This is a genomic window from Rhizobium terricola, assembly GCF_012927355.1.
Classification (GTDB): domain Bacteria; phylum Pseudomonadota; class Alphaproteobacteria; order Rhizobiales; family Rhizobiaceae; genus Allorhizobium; species Allorhizobium terricola.
Map to the genome: position 1 here is coordinate 877664 of NZ_JABBGK010000001.1, position 18594 is coordinate 896257.

The following is an 18594-nucleotide window of genomic DNA, read 5'->3' on the forward strand; positions in this document are numbered from 1 at the left end:
CCGGCGTCAGCCGCCGGTCACGCTCATGTGGCGTGCCACCGCCGGACGGCGGTGGGCGCGATCGATGATGAAATCGTGGCCCTTGGGCTTGCGTGCGATGGCTTCGTCGATTGCGGCGGAGAGATAGGCATCGTCGTCCGATGCCCGCAAGGCGGTTCGAAGGTCGGCCGCGTCGTCCTGGCCCAGGCACATGTAGAGCGTGCCGGTGCAGGTCAGCCGGACGCGATTGCAGCTTTCGCAGAAGTTATGCGTCATCGGCGTGATGAAGCCGAGCCTTCCGCCGGTTTCCTTCACCTCGACATAACGGGCTGGGCCGCCGGTCGAAAGCGGAATGTCGGCGAGGGTGAACGTCTGTTCAAGGCGTTCGCGGACTGTGGACAGCGGAAGATACTGGTCGGTGCGGTCCTCGCCGGTCTCACCCATCGGCATGGTCTCGATCAAGGTGAGGTCCATGCCGTTGGCATGGGCATAGCGCAGGAGTTCGGGGATCTCGTGCTCGTTGAAATCCTTGAGCGCCACGGCATTGAGCTTGACGCGGATGCCGGCGTCCTGAGCCGCGCGGATGCCTTCCATCACCTTGTCGAATTCGCCCCATCGCGTGATCGTACGGAACTTGTCGGGGTCGAGCGTGTCGAGGGAGACGTTGATCCGCCGGACCCCGCACTCGGCGAGCTCTGAGGCAAAACGCGAGAGCTGCGATCCGTTGGTCGTCAGCGTCAGTTCTTCCAGCGCTCCCGACTGAAGATGGCGCGAGAGGTTGCGCACGAGAAACATGATGTTCTTGCGCACCAGCGGTTCGCCGCCGGTAAGGCGCAGCTTCCTCACACCCTTGGCGATGAAGGCGGAACACAGGCGATCCAGTTCCTCGAGGGTAAGCAGATCCTTCTTCGGGAGGAAGGTCATGTTTTCCGCCATGCAGTAGGTGCAGCGGAAATCGCAGCGGTCGGTGACCGACACACGCAGATAGCTGACCGTGCGGCCGAACGGGTCGACCATCGGTGCGTCACTGCGTGCGAGTCTCTCGGCGTCTCGCCATGGCCCGGCGTTGAAAGTCAAAATTCAGCCTCCCACTTTCTCCTAAAATGGTCACAGTGGGCCCACGCGTCAAGCAATCGGGTGCCGGATCGCCCGGCAAAATGTCTTGCGCTGCACAAGGCGCGGGCCTAACTCTCGGCGCGTGAGACGACAGGGGTAGACGATGAGCGATTTCTGGCCGAGTGAACTGAAGGTATCGAAGGACCGCCGGACGCTGTCAGTCACCTTCAACGACGGGGTGGTTGCGGCTCTTCCGGCGGAGATGCTGCGGGTACTTTCTCCGTCAGCCGAAGTGCAGGGCCACGGGCCGGGCCAGAAGGTGACCGTGCCGGGCAAGCGCAATGTGGCAATCGCTGCCGTGGTGCCGACCGGAAACTATGCCGTCCGCATCGGCTTCGACGATGGCCATGACACCGGCATCTTTACCTGGAGCTATCTTCGGGAACTCGGGGAGACCGGCGAGGCGAAATTCGCCGGCTACGAACGGGAGCTTTCGGAAAAGGGCCTGAGCCGCGAGGTGCGGCGCTAACCTGCCGAAGACTTTCAGTCCTCCGTCGCCTCTTCGCTCTGCAGGCGGGCGATCAGCTTTTCCATGTTCGTCGCCATCAGCAGGCAATCCTCGATCGGGGTTGCCGACAGAGTGCGTTCGATCAGTTCCGTCTGGATGGCCATGGCGCGGATGGTGAGTTCGCGGCCGTTCTCGGTCAGGAACAGGCGGAGGATACGCTTGTCGCGCGCATCGGCACGGCGCTCGATCAGGCCGCGCTTTTCCATTTGCGGAAGCAGCATACTCATGTTCGAGCGGCCGACGAGCAACTTGCGGGCGAGTTCCTGCTGCGAGATCCCCTCGAAGCGGTAGAGGTTCACCAGGATGTCGAGATGCGGCGGCTTGATGTCGAGCGACGTCAGCGCACGCGAGAGCGCCTGCTGCATCAGCTGGCAGGCACGTCCGACGGAGATCCAGCTCTTGAAACGCGGATGGTCCCAGGGCAGGGCTTGATTTTTGTTCATCGTTGTACTTTATTGTTCATCATTGAACATTAAATGGGAATCCGACTATGCCATCCTTTGCCGCCAAGGTCACCCGATTCGGTTTCTCCGCCCTGACCGGCCTGTCGCCATCCGTCGCGAGCCGTGCCGCCTGGGCGCTTTTCTGCCGGACGCCCTCCCGCCGGCCGAAGGGCCGGAAGGCAAAATCCGCCTTCGCCTCGGGTGCGATGCTGCTGTCCCAGGCGGAGAAGCTCACTGTCGGGAGGGGCGCGGAGAAGGTTGGCGTGCAGCGTCTCCTGTCGCCTGATTGTTCGGCGCCGCGCATCCTTGTCATTCATGGGTGGGGTTCGCGGGCGGAGTATATGGCTGAGCTCGCGGTCGGCCTGCGGGAGGCCGGCGCCGAGGTGGTCGTTGTCGACCTGCCCGGGCACGGTCGCTCCGCCGGACGCCGTCTCGACATGCTGCTTGCCGCAAGGGCTTTCGCGCGCGTCGACGAACGGTTCGGCCCGTTCGAAGGGGCCGTCGGGCACTCCTTCGGCGGTGCCGCGCTGATGACCGCATCGGGAGGCGCCTTTCCGGGCGTTGCAGCCTTCAAGGCGGATCGCATGGCGGTCATCGGTTCGCCCTCGGAGATCGAGGACGTGTTCGATGGGTTTTCGCGGATGGTCGGCCTGTCGCCCGAGGTGCGGCGATTGATGGCCGCCCATGCCGAGCGTGTGATCGGCTGCGGTATCAAGGCGCTCGACGGGGTGCCGATCGCACGACGCCTGGCGCGGCCGCTTCTGGTCGTTCATGCCGAGGACGACAAGGAGGTCGGCGCCAAACATGCACGGCGCTATCAGGGCGTCGGCGACCATATCCGCCATCATTGGGCGAACGGGCAGGGGCATCGACGGATCGTCAGTGCGCCGGAGGTGATTGCCGAGGTGGCGGCGTTTCTGGTTTCCGAGCCCAATGCTGCCCGGGTTGACGGCCAGGACCGCCTGCGCAACGTGTCATCCTTCTGATATCGTCCTGCGGTAGAGGCGCCGCAGGCCATCAACAGGAAGGAACCGGCATGTCGATCATCCGCAGCCCCGAGCAGCTCCGGGAAATCTATCAGGGGGTGACCGAAGCCTCGCTGGTCAAGGTGACCCCGGCGCTGACGACCGAGTATCGGCTGATGATCGAGGCCTCTCCCTTCGTTGCTCTCGCCACCGTCGGCCCGGAAGGGCTGGACTGCTCGCCGCGCGGCGACCGGGGGGGCGTGGTTCGGGTCGAGGACGAGCGTACGCTCGCGCTTCCCGACTGGCGTGGCAACAATCGCATCGATTCCTTGATGAACATCGTGCGCGATCCGCGTGTCGCGCTGATGTTCCTCGTGCCCGGTTCCAACACCGCGATGCGGGTCAACGGCAAGGCGGTCGTGTCTGTGGATCCGGCACTGCTCGCGAGCTTCGAGATGGATGGCAAGCATCCGCGCAGCGTCGTGCTGGTGACGATCGATGAGGTCTATTTCCAGTGCGCCCGCGCTCTCATCCGGTCCGACCTGTGGAACCCGGACAATTTTGTCGATCCGAAGGATCTGCCGACGCCCGGGGATCTGCTGCAGGCCGCGAAGGCTGATTTCGACAAGGCCACCTATGATCGGGAATGGCCGGAGCGCGCCGCAAAGACCATGTGGTAGGCCGAAGCGTTTCGCAGCGGTGCCAAGGCCTTGCCACCGCTGAACGGCTGTGCCAGCGTTGTTCCATGGGGACGGCACGCAACACACATTTCAATGGCATCGCAGTCGCGGTCCTGACAGTCCTTTGCTCATGCGCCGGTGTGGCGCGTGGGGGAGAACTCAGCATAGACCAGAAGCTTGCGCTTCTGGTCGCCTCCTATCCGGAGACAATTGCCGGCATCGAGGATGGCCGGCTTATCTTCCGGGATGGCGGGGCCCCGCTTCTCATCGATGACGGGCGGGTGAAGGACCATTTCGCCAAGTTGGGCGCCGGAGACGTCGAGGACAGCCTGTCCCAGGATTATCCTGTCGGTGCCTGCGAGACCAAGCCGTCCGTCAATTTCGACCCTGGCCGCATACGAAGCGACCCGTTGATGATGCGTCTCTACGGCGCGTCTGCCAGGGAGGTCGAGCGTTCCCTCGTCAATGTCGATTGGTTCGGAACGGTGGTCCGGATGACACGGCGGCAAGGGGCGGATATTGCGCTCGGGCAGGTGCGCGATGCCTTGAAATCGATTCCCGGGGTAGAGAAATACGTTTCTCCGAGTGCGGGTACGTTCAACTGGCGCAAGGTGGCGAAGGCGCCGAACATGTCGGTGCACAGCTTCGGCGCGGCCATCGATCTTAATACGAAATATGCCGACTATTGGGTCTGGTCGGGCGGCAAGCCGGGACACGTTCCTGCCTACTCGAACCGCTTCCCGATGGCGATCGTGGAGACGTTCGAGCGGTTCGGCTTCATCTGGGGAGGGCGCTGGTATCACTATGACACCATGCATTTCGAGTATCGCCCCGAACTTGTCGCGATTGCCAAGGCGGCCGGTGTCTCCGCCTGCCCCTAAGACATTCTTGGAGGTGGAAATTGCCGGACCGACAGTTGCGGTCCGAAGAACCGGAGCATTTGCGGCGAAAGCGCCGTCGCCTTGAATGCTCTATCTCTCTGTCTTCACGCCGATCAGTAGACTAAACCGCTTAGCACTCTTGCTGGAACAGCTCGAGTGCCAACAGAACGCCTGTCCTGATTGAGCTTTGGCCCTAGCGCTTGTAGATCAGCCAGCTCTTGGTGAAGTCCTTCTTCATGCCGTCTTCGTATATCTTGGTGCGATTGCGGCCGGCATTCTTTGCGCAGTAGAGCGCGATATCGGACTTGGCGTAGAGTTCGCCCGGATCTTCCGCGTCGCCGGCCATGCAGAAGCCGAGCGAAAGAGTGATCGGGCCGTAGTTGACGCCGGTCTTCGAGTTCTTGAAGGGCGTCGTCTCGAGCGCGGTACGAATGCGCTCGCACATCTGGTTGACTTCCTCGGCCGTGTTTCCGTCGACGATCACCGCGAATTCCTCGCCGCCGGTGCGGGCGACGAAACAGTCCTTGCGGACGTTGGCGCGGATGACGGTCGCAACCGTCGCGAGGATCTTGTCGCCGACCGGATGGCCGTAGGTGTCGTTGATCTTCTTGAAATTGTCGATGTCGGCCAGCACGAGGCCGGTGAGCGGGGCGCTGGTGCCGGAATCATAGATGGCCGCAAGCCGCTCGTCGAAGGCGCGGCGGTTGGCGATGCGGGTCAGCGAGTCGGTGTTGGCGATGCGCTTGTATTCGTCCAGTTCCTTGCGGACCTGATCCATTTCCTGGGATTTCTGCGAGACCTTCTCGACCGTCTTCTCGCCGTGCGCCATGGTGTCGCCGGTCGCTTCGGACAGGATGTTGATGGCGCTGCGCAGGATGTCGGCGCTGGTGTGGCTCTTCGAACTGATGCGGGTGTAGGTTTCTCCGAGCAGCTTGTTGTAGCTTACGAGCGAGGTCTGCTCCTGCTGGAGAACGCGCAGGAGGCCATCAAGCTCGGCGATCAGCTTGCTGTGGGCATTCTCGATGACCTGGCTCTGGTGGTTGCCGAAATACTGGCGGCCGAGTTCGTCGAGTTCGTCCTGGGTGGCCTTGCTGCCGAGGGCGGCCAGCTCCTTGGTCAGGGTCGGATTGGAGCCGATATAGGCTTCGTAGAAGAGTTCGTAATTGCGCGGGATCGGAGCAACGCCCATGGTCCGCATGGCGTAGGTGATCTGCGCCGCGATGTCGGGGACCTGGGCTTTCGGTGTCGGTGCCGTGTTCATCGGCGAACTCCAATTGGCGTCTGGGTCCATGACCCTCTTGATTAATTAGAGCAAAATTATTTGGGAATGTTTAATGCACGCGCCCGAACAGTCGTCGGGAAATATTCTCATCTTCTGTGCGTCTGCCCTGTAACGCCATGAATGATCTATGGAATGCTGTCGCGGGAGAAAGGCGGCATTGGATTGCCGCCTTCCGCCGTTGTCGATTGGGTCGTTTTTCCGCTCAGCTCAGGTTGAATTCCTGGAAGAAGTCGTTGCCCTTGTCGTCGGTGACGATAAAGGCCGGGAAGTCTTCGACCTCGATCTTCCAGACTGCTTCCATGCCGAGTTCCGGGTATTCCAGGACCTCGACCTTCTTGATGCAGTCCTGGGCCAGGCGTGCAGCCGGGCCGCCGATGGAGCCGAGATAGAAGCCGCCGTGCTTCTTGCAGGCTTCGCGCACGGCACGCGAGCGATTGCCCTTGGCGAGCATCACCATCGAGCCGCCGAAGGACTGGAACTGGTCGACGTAACTGTCCATGCGGCCGGCCGTGGTCGGGCCGAACGAGCCTGACGCATAGCCCGCCGGGGTCTTGGCCGGACCTGCATAATAGACCGGGTGGTTCTTCAGGTATTCGGGCATGCCTTCGCCCTTTTCCAGGCGCTCGCGGATCTTGGAATGCGCAAGGTCGCGGGCGACGATGATGGTGCCGGTCAGCGACAGGCGCGTCTTGACCGGGTGCTTGGTCAGTTCGGCGAGGATCGCGCTCATCGGCTGGTTGAGGTCGATCTTGACCACCGAGGAAGACAGCGCGGTCTCGTCGATTTCCGGCATGTACTTCGACGGATCGGTTTCGAGCTGCTCGATGTAGATGCCGTCCTTGGTGATCTTGCCGAGCGCCTGGCGGTCGGCGGAACAGCTGACGCCGAGGCCGATCGGCAGCGATGCGCCGTGACGGGGCAGGCGGATGACCCGCACGTCATGACAGAAATACTTCCCGCCGAATTGGGCGCCGACGCCGAGCGACTGGGTGAGCTTGTGGATTTCCTTCTCCATCTCCAGGTCGCGGAAGGCGTGGCCGCTTTCTGAACCCTCGGTCGGCAGGCTGTCGAGATAGCGGGCGGAGGCGAGCTTGACCGTCTTCAGGTTCATCTCGGCCGAGAGGCCGCCGATGACGATCGCCAGATGGTAGGGGGGACAGGCCGAGGTGCCGAGCGTCAGGATCTTCTCCTTGAGGAAGTCGATCATGCGGTCATGCGTGAGCAGCGAGGGCGTGCCCTGGAACAGGTAGGTCTTGTTGGCCGAGCCGCCGCCCTTGGCCATGAACAGGAACTTGTAGGCGTCCTCGCCTTCCTCGTAGAGGTCGATCTGGGCCGGAAGGTTGTTGCGGGTGTTCTTTTCCTCGAACATCTTCAGCGGTGCGAGCTGGGAATAGCGCAGGTTCTTGCGCTCGTAGGCATCCATGACGCCCCTGGCCAGCGCATCCTCGTCGCCGCCTTCGGTCCAGACGCGACGGCCCTTCTTGCCCATGATGATGGCTGTGCCGGTGTCCTGGCACATGGGCAGGATGCCGCCGGCCGCGATGTTGGCGTTCTTCAAGAGGTCATAGGCGACGAAACGGTCGTTGTCGGTCGCTTCCGGGTCCTCGAGGATCGAGGCGAGCTGCTTGAGATGGCCGGGGCGGAGGAGGTGGTTGATGTCGGCGAATGCCGTCTCGGCGAGCAGGCGCAGGCCTTCGGGAGCGACGGTCAGCACTTCCTGGCCGTTGAAGTTCGTGGTCGAGACGTAGTCCGAGGTGAGCTTGCGGTAGGGTGTCTTGTCTTCGCCAAGAGGAAAAAGGTCTGCGGCCATCAGTCAAAAGCCTTTCGGAGGCACGTTTTCGGATGGCCGTGGTTTACGGCGGCGGCAGTTAAATTTCAATGAGCCTAAAGGGGAAGGAGCAAGGGGAGAAGCAGGAGCAGGGCGGGGCCGCTCAGGCCATGTCACCCATCGAGCGCAGGAAGCTCGCGGCCGTGACGTGATCGCGGCCCCTCATCGTCATGCCGGTCTCGTAGGTTTTCTTGAGCTTGAGCTCGAACTCGTGCTGGTCGCAGTTGGATCGCCATTGGGCGAGAGCCTCCTGGACGATCTGGCTGGCGTTGGCGTAGCGCCCACTCCTGACGAGCGCTTCGATCCGGCTTGCCGTGTCCGGATCGAGGTAGACCGTCAGTGGTTGTTGAGCGACCTGAAGCATGACGGGAACATTAGCTTATGCGAAGACAGCGATAAATCTGCCTCACGGCCTTAATCCACAGCTTCAGGCCGGTCATCCACAGGCACGAAGGCTAAGGAGCGTCGTCATTTCGGGCCAATCATCAGCTCCGGGCGCACATATTCATCGAACTCCTCATTGGTCAGGTACCCTCCGCCGACGGCTTCCTCGCGGAGCGTCGTGCCGTTCTTGTGGGCGGTCTTGGCGATCTTGGCGCAGAGGTCATAGCCGAGGCGCGTGTTGAGGGCGGTGACCAGCATCAGCGAGTTCTCGACGCCCTTACGGATGTTGTCCTCGCGAGCCTCGATGCCCACCACACAATTGTCGGCGAAGGAGCGGGCCGCGTCGCCGAGCAACTGCGTCGACTGCAGGAAATTGTAGGCCATCATCGGATTGTAGACGTTGAGTTCGAAATGGCCCTGGCTGCCGGCAAAGGTGATCGCTGCATTGTTGCCGAAGATGTGGGCGCAGACCTGGGTCAGGGCTTCGGACTGGGTCGGATTGACCTTGCCGGGCATGATCGACGAGCCGGGTTCGTTTTCCGGCAGGGCGAGTTCGCCGAGACCGGCACGTGGACCGGATCCCAGGAAACGGATGTCGTTGGCGATCTTGAAGAGGGCGGCCGCGGCGGCATTGATCGCGCCATGGGAAAAGACCATCGCGTCGTGAGCGGCCAGTGCCTCGAACTTGTTCGGGGCCGTGATGAAGGGCAGGCCGGTGATGGCGGCAATCTCTTCCGCCACCTTCTCCGCGAAGCCGACCGGCGCATTGAGGCCGGTTCCGACGGCCGTGCCGCCCTGGGCGAGTTCATAGAGGCCGGGCAGCGTCAGTTCGATCCGCCGGATGGCCGACGCGACCTGCGCGGCATAGCCGGAGAACTCCTGGCCAAGCGTCAGCGGTGTCGCATCCTGGGTGTGCGTGCGGCCGATCTTGATGATGTGGGCAAAGGCTTTCGCCTTCGAGTCAAGGGCTTGGTGCAGATGCTTCAGATTTGGAATCAGGTGTCGGACGATCTCTTCCGCGCAGGCGATGTGCATGGCCGTCGGATAGGTGTCGTTCGACGACTGGCTCATGTTGACGTGGTCGTTCGGGTGGACGGGCTTCTTGGATCCCATCACGCCGCCGAGCATTTCGATCGCCCGGTTGGAAATCACCTCGTTGGCGTTCATGTTCGACTGAGTGCCCGAACCGGTCTGCCACACGACCAGCGGAAAATGGTCGTCGAGCTTGCCGTCGATCACCTCCTGGGCCGCCTTGACGATCACCGCGCCAAGCGCCGCGTCGAGGCCTCCGAGAGCCATGTTGGCGCGGGCTGCAGCCTGCTTGACGATGCCGAGGGCGCGAACGACCGCGAGCGGCTGTTTTTCCCAACCGATCTTGAAATTGCCGCGCGAGCGTTCGGCCTGGGCGCCCCAGTAGCGGTCGGCTGCCACGTCGATCGGTCCGAAGGTGTCGCTTTCAGTGCGGGTACTGATCATGGTTCATGCCTTTTCTTCTGTCCTGCCCAGGGAATATTTAGTTCGCCGAAGGCGGCGCGCAACCGCAATCAATTATAAGTTTACCGATCATCTCATGTTATTTTGTGGTCAATTGGCCTCTTGAAAACTTCTATTATTCATGATTTCTGGAAATATGGATACGAAACAGACTCTCGATGCGCTTTCTGCGCTTGCCCATGACGGCCGTCTCGCCATCTTCCGGCTCCTGGTGCGTCATGCGCCGGAGGGCCTGAATGCCGGTGACATCGCGACCGCCCTCAATTTCAGAGCCAATACCCTGTCGGCCAACCTGACGGTTCTCGCCAATGCCGGACTGGTCGACAGCGAGCGGGAAGGCCGGCACATCCGCTATCGCGCCGACCTCGAGGCGATGCGGGGCCTGATGGCTTTCCTGCTGGAAGATTGCTGCGGTGGTTCGCCCGAGGTCTGCCGGCCTATTCTCGAAGAAATCACCTGTCGTTGCTGAAGGACTGACCATGGCTCAGGATCATTTCAATGTTCTCTTCCTCTGCACCGGGAATTCCGCCCGTTCGATCCTTGCGGAGGCCTGTCTCAACCGCGAAGGCAAGGGGCGTTTCACCGCCCATTCCGCCGGGTCGCATCCGAAGAGCGAGGTTCATCCCCTGGCGATCGAACTCCTGAAGCGGGCGAACTATGACACATCCGGCCTGCGCTCCAAGAGTTGGGACGAGTTTGCTGTCGCGGGTGCACCGAAAATGGATTTCGTTTTCACGGTCTGCGATTCCGCCGCGGCGGAGTCCTGTCCGGTCTGGCCCGGTCAACCGATGACGGCGCATTGGGGCGTGGCCGATCCTGCCGCCGTCGAAGGTTCGGCGACGGAAAAGGCGCTGGCGTTCGCGGATGCCTACCGCATGCTCAACAATCGCATCTCCATCTTCGTCAATCTGCCGATTGCCAGTCTCGACAAGCTGTCGCTGCAGCAGCGCCTATCCGATATCGGCCGGCAGAACTGAGCGCGAGGTGGTGGCGGACAACATGCGATCGACATTGACGGCGCGTCTCCTCGGCGAAGGGCTGGGGACCCTGCTACTCCTTGCGACGGTGATCGGCTCCGGCATCATGGGAGGAACCCTGTCGGGCGGCAATGTGGCGATCGCACTCCTCGGCAACACGGTGGCAACCGGGGCTGTCCTTGTGGTGCTGATCACCATGCTCGGGCCGATCTCGGGCGCGCATTTCAATCCGGCAGTGACGCTCGTCATGCTGATGGCGCGCGAAATCTCCGTGCGTGAGGCCGTGCTCTATGTCCTGGTCCAGGTGTTTGCCGCCGTCGCGGGCGTCTGGCTGGCGCATGCGATGTTCGATCTCGACATCTGGCAGGTCTCCGAAAAGGTGCGAAGCGGCGGCGGTCAATGGCTTTCGGAGACGGTCGCTACCTTCGGGCTGGTCACGACCATTCTGCTGACACGCCGGTTCCGTCCCGACCACGTCGCAGTGTCGGTTGGGCTCTATATCACGGCGGCCTACTGGTTCACCGCGTCGACCTCATTCGCCAATCCCGCGGTGACGTTGGCCCGCAGCGTTTCCAATACATTTGCGGGCATTCGCCCGGGCGATGTCGCACCTTTTGTCGCTGCGCAGCTTCTGGGCATGCTTCTGGCCTGGATCGTCGTTCGCGCCCTGCTGGACTCGGTGTCCGAGAAATCCTGATCGGCCGGTCCAATGGCGTGTCAAATTTGGCACGCTGCCCGGCAAAGTCGTCGGCTCAACTCTGGGGGTAATCCTCCCGGCGGGCTGCTTCCTGTTCGCGGTTAAGGAAAAATTAGCGAATATTTTCATTAAAGTCACTGAAGGCGTCCCAGGATGGGCGCCTGCGGATTCACGCAAAATTGAAATTCGTCTGTGCGTCCCGGCGAGCGGCGACAACTTTTCAATGATATGCCAATCGGCTAGTGATCCGCGCCAACAGAGGCCGCGCCGATTTGCGGCGACCGCGTCGACAGGACACATCGGGAACGAGAGCAAGAATGAAAAGCTACAACAAGATCACGGTGACGGCAGTGCTTGCCGCGGTGACGGCGCTCGGCGCCCTTCCTCAGACTGCCCAGTCCGCCACGCTGCTCGATCTCTTGAGGGGCGGCCCCGGTGCCCAGAAGAAGAAGCCCGGCATCAGCACGATTATCGAGCCGCAGGCCCAGGGCGGTCTGGAAATGGGCGACCCCGAGCCACTGCCGAAAGTCTCCGGCCCGCGCTATTACACTTATAAGGTCGAAGCCACGCGGCCGATCGTCGTTCCGGCGACCGATCCGGCGGTTGCGCCGACGGGGGACGCCTCGCCGCTGCGCCGGTTCCTCACCGTTGCCGGTGTCCGTGCTTCCGACGATATCGCGAGCGCCGTCGAAGCCTATTACAAGGACGGCAAGCCGCTCATGTGGGTGAGCGAAACCGGCGTGACCGAACGGGCCCGCCAGATGCTTGCCGCCTTCGGTTCGGTCGACGCCTCTGGGCTCTCTCCCGAAGATTACACGATTGCCCTGCCGAGCGAGACCGCCGACCCGGCCGATCCCGACAAGCTGTCGCGCGAACTGGCCCGTTTCGAGCTCCTCATGTCGGTCAAGGTCCTGACCTATGTCGGCGACACCGAGCGCGGTCGTGTCGATCCCAACAAGATCTCCGGCTATCACGACTTCAAGCGCAAGGCGGTCAATTTCAAGCCGGTGCTCAACATGGTGCGGCTCAGCCCGGATGTCGGCGCCTATCTCAGGTCGCGTGATCCGGACAATGCGCAGTTCCAGGCGATGAAGGCGGAGCTGGCGAGCCTGAGGGCTGCCGAGGCGGAAGCCGGAACGGTGATCCGCATCGCCGACGGCACGCTGCTGAAGCCGGGCCAGAGCAATCCGGAGCTTTCGAACATCATCAACGCGATCAAGGCGCAGGCCTCCGATGCGGTGAAGACCGAGCATTCCGCGGTGCTGACCGCCTATGCCGGCACGCCGGACTACACGCCGGAACTGGTCGCCGTCGTCGAGGCGTTCCAGAAGGAGAAGGGCCTGAAACCGGACGGTGTTGTCGGACGGGCCACCATCCGTGCGCTGACCGGCCACAGCAATGTGGAGAAGATCGAAAAGCTGATCGTCGCGATGGAAGAACTGCGCTGGCTGCCGAACGACCTCGGTTCGCGCTACGTCTTCATCAACCAGCCTGCCTTCACCGCCTATTACATCAACGAGGGCCGCGAGCAGCTGTCGATGCGGGTTGTGGTCGGGTCGAAGTCGAACCAGACCTACTTCTTCCAGGACCAGATCGAGACCGTCGAGTTCAATCCGTACTGGGGCGTTCCGAAGTCGATCATCGTCAACGAGATGCTGCCGAAACTGCGGGCCGATCCGACCTATCTCGATCGCCTCGGCTATGAGGTGAGCTACCAGGGCCGCAAGGTCTCGTCGAGCCAGGTCGACTGGAACACGACCCACAGCGTCGACGTGCGCCAGCCGCCGGGCAGCGACAATGCGCTCGGCGATCTGAAGATCCTGTTCCCGAACGCCCACTCGATCTACATGCACGACACGCCGTCGAAGAGCTTCTTCCAGCGCGACATGCGTGCGCTCAGCCATGGCTGCGTGCGCCTTTCGGAACCGCGCGTGATGGCAGCGGCCGTCATGGGCACCACGACGGCGGAAATCTCCAAGCAGATTGCTTCCGGCCAGAACCGTGCCGTGCAGGTGCCGCAGAAGCTTCCAGTCTATGTCGCCTACTTCACGGCGTGGCCGAACAAGGACGGGAAGCTCGAGTATTTCGACGACGTCTACGGGCGCGACGACTATACCCGCAAGGCCTTCAAGGCGATCAGCGACGCGCGTGCGCCGCGCAGCTGATCGCGGCGAACACGATAGAGACGAAGAAGGCGGACCTTGCGGCCCGCCTTTTTTCATGCCCGCAGCATGTCGCTGAGAAATGCCGGCGTCAGTTCGTCGAAGTGGGCGATCTGGCGGTCCGCGCCGAGCTCGGCGATCGGCACGTCGGAATAGCCGAAGGGAACCACGACGGAGGGGATGCCGGCATTGCGGGCGGCGAGGATGTCGTTGACACTGTCGCCGATCATCACTGCGACGCGCGGGTCGCCGCCGGCCTTTTCGATCGTCGCCGTCAGGTGGCCCGGGTCGGGTTTCTTGACCGCGAAGGTATCTCCGCCGGCGACCGCGGCGAAATGGTGCGCCAGGCCGAGCTTCTCGACCAGCGGAACGGCGAGGGATTCCATCTTGTTGGTACAGACGGCCAGGCGAAAGCCGGCGGCTTTCAACCGGTCGAGGGCTTCGACAAGGCCTGGATAAGGCCGGCTGTCGCCCGGCATGCCGGCCATGTAGTGCTCGATGAACCGGTCGAGGAGCGGCTGGATCTCGGTTTCCGCGAGCGGTGCGCCGCGCAGCGCGAAGGCGCGGGCGATCATCGCGCGGGCGCCCTGGCCGACGAGAAATGTCAGATCGTCATAGCCGACGGGTGCGAGGTCTGCCGCCGCGATCGTGTGGTTGAGGCTGGCGACGAGATCCGGCGCCGTATCAACGAGCGTGCCGTCGAGGTCGAAGACGATGGTGGGAGCGGTCAAGGGCGGTCTCCGTCGGTGGGGAAATTTGTTGCCGTCCAACGGCGGTAGGCGAAAGATTGGCAAAAGGCAACCGCTACAGGGGTATCGCAAAGGGGCTTTCGTTTGATCCGCGAGCCGTGTAAACAGGCGACGACGAAACGGACAGGAGCTTTTGGCGCATGGACGCCCGCGAAATGAAGATTAAGGCTGCAGCAGCGGCTTTGGAGCATGTCGAAGACGGGATGCGTCTCGGCATCGGCACCGGTTCTACCGCGGAGGAGTTCGTCCGGCTTCTGGCCGAAAAGGTGGCCGGAGGCCTCAGGGTCGAAGGTGTGCCAACGTCCGAGCGGACCGCGCGCCTGTGCCTCGAACTGGGTGTGCCGCTGAAGTCGCTCGACGAATTGCCGCAGCTCGACCTGACCATCGACGGCGCCGACGAAGTCGACGCCAAGCTTCGCCTGATCAAGGGCGGCGGTGGAGCACTGCTGCGCGAGAAGATCGTCGCGGCCGCCTCCGAACGCATGATCGTGATCGCTGACGAGAGCAAGGTTGTCGACCTGCTCGGCCGTTTTCCGCTGCCGATCGAGATCAATCCCTTCGGCCAGGCGGCCACGCGGATCGCCGTGGAAAAGGTCGCCGAACGGCTTGGCCTGACCGGCGAGATGAAGCTGCGTGAGTCGGGCGACGGCCTCTTCACGACAGACGGTGGACATCTCATTCTCGACGCATCTTTTGGCCGCATTCCTGATGCAGAGGCCTTGGCGATCGCGCTCAATTCAATCCCCGGTGTGGTCGAGCACGGGCTTTTCATCAACTTGGCCTCGCTCGCCATCATCGCCGGTCCGGCGGGTGCGCGTGTGATGCATGCACAGAACTAAACAGGAGCAATGGATTTCATGATCGGATTTTCGGGTTTGACGCGTCTCGCGTCTGTCACCGTCATTGCCGGTGGCCTCTTCACGGGCTTTTCCGCACAGGCGCAGGACGTGCCGCCAGAGCACGTGCAGGCTGCCCGCGCGGCGATCGCGGCCCTCGGTGTAACCGACCGTTTCGACAACATCCTGCCGAACGTTTCCGAGCGCCTGAAGGTACAGCTCATCCAGGCCTATCCGAACCTCGAGGACACCATTGCGTCCAAGGTCGATGAAGAAGCGCTGAAACTCGCGCCGCGCCGTGGCGACCTCGAGCGCGAAGCCGCGCTGGTCTACGCCAAGGCCTTCACGGTCGACGAGCTCAAGGCGATGACCGAGTTCTACACCAGCGATGCCGGCAAGAAGCTTCTGAAAGACGGCCCGATCGCCACGCGCGAGCTGGTCAAGGCTGCCGACATCTGGACCGCCGGCGTTGCCCGCGATCTCGAGAAGCAGGCCAATGACGCGCTGCTGAAGGAAGTCCAGGCAGCCCAGCCGGCTGCAACGGAGGCTCCGGCGGCGGAAGCTCCGGCGGCGGAAGCCCCGAAGCCGTAATCTTCGGCCGACTGCAATTCCCAGAGCCCGGACATCGTTCCGGGCTTTTCTTTTTGTTGCGACGCACCCTATATCAGGTTCGTTGTTCCCACCGCTGATTTGCAAGGAGAGTTTCCATGTCCGATTTCGATTATGATCTGTTCGTGATCGGCGGCGGGTCGGGTGGCGTGCGCAGCGCGCGCGTCGCGGCCTCGCTCGGCAAGAAGGTGGCGATCGCCGAGGAATACCGGTTCGGGGGAACCTGCGTCATTCGCGGCTGCGTGCCGAAGAAGCTCTTCGTCTATGCCTCGCAGTTCCATGAGCATTTCGAGGACGCTGCCGGCTATGGCTGGACCGTCGGCGAGACAAAATTCGACTGGCCGGCGCTGATTGCGGCGAAGGACAAGGAAATCACCCGTCTGGAAGGCCTCTATCGCAAGGGGCTCGAGAACAACGGCGCCGAGATCTTCGAGACCCGGGCCGAGATTGCCGGACCGAACAGCGTGCGCCTCGTCAAGAGCGGCCAGGTCGTCACCGCGGAACGGATCGTCATTGCCGTCGGCAACGGGCCGAACCCGCATGCGGCCCTGCCGGGCCATGAACTGTGCATCTCGTCCAACGAGGCCTTCGATCTCAAGGAACTGCCGCGCGCGATCGTGATCGCCGGCGGCGGCTATATCGCAGTCGAGTTCGCCAACATCTTCCACGGTCTCGGCGTTGAGACGACGCTGGTCTATCGCGGGGCCGAGATCCTCAGCCGTTTCGACCATGACATGCGCCGCGGCCTGCATGAGGCAATGGAAGCCAAGGGGATTCGGATCCTGTGCCATGAACTGATCGAGGAGGTCAGCAAGCGGGACGACGGCCGTCTCGTGGCCCGGACGAAGACCAATGGCGACCTGGTCGCCGACCAGGTAATGCTGGCGCTCGGCCGCGATCCGTTCACCAAGGGGCTTGGGCTCGAGACGGCCGGCGTGGTGACCAACGAACGGGGCGCGATCGTCGTCGACCAGTATTCGCGCACCAACGTGCCGAGCATCTTTGCGCTCGGCGACGTCACCGACCGGGTCCAGCTGACGCCGGTGGCGATCCACGAGGCGATGTGCTTCATCGAGACGGAGTACAAGGGCAACCCGACGTCACCGGATCACGACCTGATCGCGACGGCGGTCTTCTCGCAGCCGGAGATCGGCACGGTCGGCCTTTCGGAAGAGGAAGCGGCCAAGCGTTTAGGCGAACTCGAGATCTACCGCGCGCAGTTCCGTCCGATGAAGGCGACGCTTTCGGGCCGGGCGGAGAAGACGATCATGAAGCTGATCGTCAACGCCGCCGACCGGAAGGTGGTCGGCGCGCATATTCTCGGCCACGATGCGGGCGAGATGGCGCAGATCCTCGGGATTACACTGAAGGCCGGCTGCACGAAGGATGACTTCGACCGGACGATGGCCGTGCATCCCACGGCGGCGGAAGAGCTCGTTACGATGTACAGCCCGAGCTATCGGATCCGCAACGGCGAACGCGTCTGAGGCGCGGGGCAGGGCGCCTAAGAAAAGATGCCCCGTCCGGTGGACGGGGCAAATTCATGCGGAAGGAACCTCGGATCGGCACAAGGCCGCCGATCCGACACATGCGAAACGCGGGAACACCCTTGGGGTTCCGCCGTGCGTTCGACAAATTTCAGGTGAAAGCCAGAACCGGTGCGGAGAGCACCAGAAGTCCGAGACAGGACGCGACGGCAATCTTCAGCCGGCGGATACGCTTTGTCCGAACACCACTCCAATCATACGCCATAGCACGGATCCTCATGATCGTTACTGATACGCGGGAGCCGCCTCATGCCGCACCCGAGTGACGGGGATCACATCCCTCGTCCTGTCCGCAGTAGCGGTCGGGGCTGGCGCGAAGCTTGTAACAAGCATTGCGAGCACAACCTTTCGGTCGCGCTTAAAATTAGAGTATGACAATTTTCGAAGGGGCGCCAGTATCGCGACTTTCGTGCACAACAATCCACAGGCGCCGGTCGAGGGATTTTGCCTTCGCGAAAGCGGCTCAGGCGGCCGCCAGCCAGTCGATTGCCGGTTCCCACAGCGTGTCGCGGAAGGTGGGGCGGAAGAAGCCGAGATGGCCGATCGGCTGTCCGTCCGTATCCGCCGGCGAGACGCGCCGTCGCTCCACGGGGGCGCCTGTATAGGCCTTGAGGATGGCCTCCTGGGCACGTTGCGTGCCCCATCGGTCGTCTGCCACGCCGATCGAGAGGATCGGCGTCTTCACCTCCGCGAAGCGGCGCGCGGCGTCCATGTGCCTGTCGGCGAAGAAGTAGTCGGGCGAGCGGCCCCAGCGGGCCCATTGGCGGAAGACCGTGCCCGGCAGTGTCTGCCCGAGACCGATCCAGCCGGGGACGCGGCCCGTCAGGAGTGCCAGCGGCACGCCGACGAGGTTCATCGAGGCAAAGACCTTGTAAGGTTCGTCGGTATAGGCCCAGTGGCCGGACATTACCGCGACCATCAGATAGCGGTCGAACTGGTTGGCGCGGCCGCAAAGCCCGAGGGCCTGGCCGCCGAAGGATTGGCCGATCCCGACCACGCGGTGGCCGGGTGCGACCGCCTGCAGGCGGTCAAGCGCGGCCGGCAGGTCCTTTTCGGCCCAGTCGAGCATCTTCGGCTTGGTCTTCCACCCGGCCGGTGGCCGCGAGGCGGCCACGCCCCGGTAGTCGTAGGTCAGCACCGCACGGAAACCGTGACGGGCGACCAGATGTTCGGCGAAGCGGGCATAGATCCCGCGCGGCACGGCGGCGGCCGAGGAGATCAAGGCAAGCGGGCCGTCGCCGGTGCCCTGGAACAGCGTGCCGGCGAGTGGAAAACGATCGGCCGCCGCAAAATGGATGTCCCTGCGCTCTATCTCCGGCTTCGTCTCCATTGTCGAACCTCCTCCGTCCAACAGTCCTGCGAGGCCGTAATTCTTACGTTTACGTTCATGTAAATGCAAGATGGCGTTCGTCACGCCGCAGAGCGGGGTGCATCGCGGTTGTCGGTGCCTGTCCCCT

19 protein-coding genes are annotated in these 18594 nt (G+C 62.8%); 11 read left to right on the forward strand and 8 right to left on the reverse strand.

The window, feature by feature from the left end; all coding sequences use genetic code 11:
* Window positions 1-6: 6 nt before the first annotated feature.
* On the reverse strand, window positions 7-996 hold the full coding sequence (gene moaA / locus HHL25_RS04115; protein ID WP_169587538.1) for a GTP 3',8-cyclase MoaA: 990 nt from the start codon (window positions 994-996) through the stop codon (window positions 7-9).
* Window positions 997-1198: 202 nt separating this feature from the next.
* Between moaA and HHL25_RS04120 the strand changes: the two genes are divergently transcribed.
* Complete coding sequence (locus HHL25_RS04120) at window positions 1199-1564, forward strand: gamma-butyrobetaine hydroxylase-like domain-containing protein (RefSeq protein WP_169587540.1); 366 nt, start codon at window positions 1199-1201, stop codon at window positions 1562-1564.
* Window positions 1565-1578: 14 nt separating this feature from the next.
* Here HHL25_RS04120 and HHL25_RS04125 read toward each other — a convergent pair whose 3' ends face one another.
* Entirely contained in the window at window positions 1579-2046 is a 468-nt protein-coding gene (locus HHL25_RS04125) for a MarR family winged helix-turn-helix transcriptional regulator (RefSeq protein WP_169587542.1), read from the reverse strand.
* Window positions 2047-2093: 47 nt separating this feature from the next.
* Between HHL25_RS04125 and HHL25_RS04130 the strand changes: the two genes are divergently transcribed.
* From HHL25_RS04130 to HHL25_RS04140, 3 genes are all read left to right on the forward strand, one after another.
* Complete coding sequence (locus HHL25_RS04130; protein ID WP_169587544.1) at window positions 2094-3032, forward strand: alpha/beta hydrolase; 939 nt, start codon at window positions 2094-2096, stop codon at window positions 3030-3032.
* Between the two features lie 50 nt (window positions 3033-3082).
* Window positions 3083-3691 (forward strand): pyridoxamine 5'-phosphate oxidase family protein, encoded by a 609-nt coding sequence (locus HHL25_RS04135; protein WP_169587546.1) that lies wholly within the window; start codon window positions 3083-3085, stop codon window positions 3689-3691.
* 140 nt (window positions 3692-3831) lie between these two features.
* A complete protein-coding gene (locus tag HHL25_RS04140) occupies window positions 3832-4572 on the forward strand; it encodes a M15 family metallopeptidase (protein ID WP_315853022.1) in 741 nt (246 codons plus the stop codon).
* Between the two features lie 193 nt (window positions 4573-4765).
* On the opposite strand, the gene HHL25_RS04145 is transcribed toward HHL25_RS04140, so the two are convergent.
* The 4 genes from HHL25_RS04145 to fumC form a co-directional block, all read right to left on the reverse strand.
* Complete coding sequence (locus HHL25_RS04145) at window positions 4766-5833, reverse strand: GGDEF domain-containing protein (protein ID WP_169587549.1); 1068 nt, start codon at window positions 5831-5833, stop codon at window positions 4766-4768.
* Window positions 5834-6056: 223 nt separating this feature from the next.
* Complete coding sequence (locus HHL25_RS04150) at window positions 6057-7664, reverse strand: fumarate hydratase (RefSeq protein WP_169587551.1); 1608 nt, start codon at window positions 7662-7664, stop codon at window positions 6057-6059.
* A gap of 121 nt (window positions 7665-7785) precedes the next feature.
* Window positions 7786-8046, reverse strand: a complete 261-nt coding sequence (locus HHL25_RS04155; protein WP_169587553.1) for a ribbon-helix-helix domain-containing protein — start codon at window positions 8044-8046, stop codon at window positions 7786-7788.
* Window positions 8047-8150: 104 nt separating this feature from the next.
* Complete coding sequence (gene fumC, locus HHL25_RS04160; RefSeq protein ID WP_169587555.1) at window positions 8151-9542, reverse strand: class II fumarate hydratase; 1392 nt, start codon at window positions 9540-9542, stop codon at window positions 8151-8153.
* Between the two features lie 154 nt (window positions 9543-9696).
* Between fumC and HHL25_RS04165 the strand changes: the two genes are divergently transcribed.
* From HHL25_RS04165 to HHL25_RS04180, 4 genes are all read left to right on the forward strand, one after another.
* Window positions 9697-10029 (forward strand): ArsR/SmtB family transcription factor, encoded by a 333-nt coding sequence (locus HHL25_RS04165; protein ID WP_169587557.1) that lies wholly within the window; start codon window positions 9697-9699, stop codon window positions 10027-10029.
* 10 nt (window positions 10030-10039) lie between these two features.
* On the forward strand, window positions 10040-10537 hold the full coding sequence (locus HHL25_RS04170; RefSeq protein ID WP_169587559.1) for an arsenate reductase ArsC: 498 nt from the start codon (window positions 10040-10042) through the stop codon (window positions 10535-10537).
* Window positions 10538-10559: 22 nt separating this feature from the next.
* On the forward strand, window positions 10560-11234 hold the full coding sequence (locus HHL25_RS04175; protein ID WP_205927705.1) for an aquaporin: 675 nt from the start codon (window positions 10560-10562) through the stop codon (window positions 11232-11234).
* Between the two features lie 317 nt (window positions 11235-11551).
* Window positions 11552-13399 carry a L,D-transpeptidase family protein gene (locus HHL25_RS04180; RefSeq protein ID WP_169587561.1) on the forward strand — a complete coding sequence of 616 codons (1848 nt, stop codon included), beginning with the start codon at window positions 11552-11554 and terminating at the stop codon, window positions 13397-13399.
* 53 nt (window positions 13400-13452) lie between these two features.
* Here HHL25_RS04180 and gph read toward each other — a convergent pair whose 3' ends face one another.
* Window positions 13453-14127, reverse strand: coding sequence for a phosphoglycolate phosphatase (gene gph / locus HHL25_RS04185; RefSeq protein ID WP_169587563.1), 675 nt, complete (start codon window positions 14125-14127; stop codon window positions 13453-13455).
* A gap of 158 nt (window positions 14128-14285) precedes the next feature.
* On the opposite strand from gph, the gene rpiA reads away from it, so the two are divergent.
* The 3 genes from rpiA (at window position 14286) to gor (ending at window position 17077) form a co-directional block, all read left to right on the forward strand.
* Window positions 14286-14984: a ribose-5-phosphate isomerase RpiA gene (gene rpiA, locus HHL25_RS04190; RefSeq protein ID WP_169587565.1), complete on the forward strand. Its 699-nt coding sequence runs from the start codon at window positions 14286-14288 to the stop codon at window positions 14982-14984.
* 18 nt (window positions 14985-15002) lie between these two features.
* The gene (locus HHL25_RS04195; RefSeq protein ID WP_169587567.1) at window positions 15003-15572 is read left to right on the forward strand and encodes a DUF2059 domain-containing protein; all 570 of its coding nucleotides are present in this window, start codon (window positions 15003-15005) and stop codon (window positions 15570-15572) included.
* A gap of 116 nt (window positions 15573-15688) precedes the next feature.
* The gene (gene gor / locus HHL25_RS04200) at window positions 15689-17077 is read left to right on the forward strand and encodes a glutathione-disulfide reductase (RefSeq protein ID WP_169587569.1); all 1389 of its coding nucleotides are present in this window, start codon (window positions 15689-15691) and stop codon (window positions 17075-17077) included.
* Between the two features lie 523 nt (window positions 17078-17600).
* Here gor and HHL25_RS04205 read toward each other — a convergent pair.
* Complete coding sequence (locus tag HHL25_RS04205; protein WP_169587571.1) at window positions 17601-18467, reverse strand: alpha/beta hydrolase family protein; 867 nt, start codon at window positions 18465-18467, stop codon at window positions 17601-17603.
* Window positions 18468-18594 lie beyond the last annotated feature (127 nt).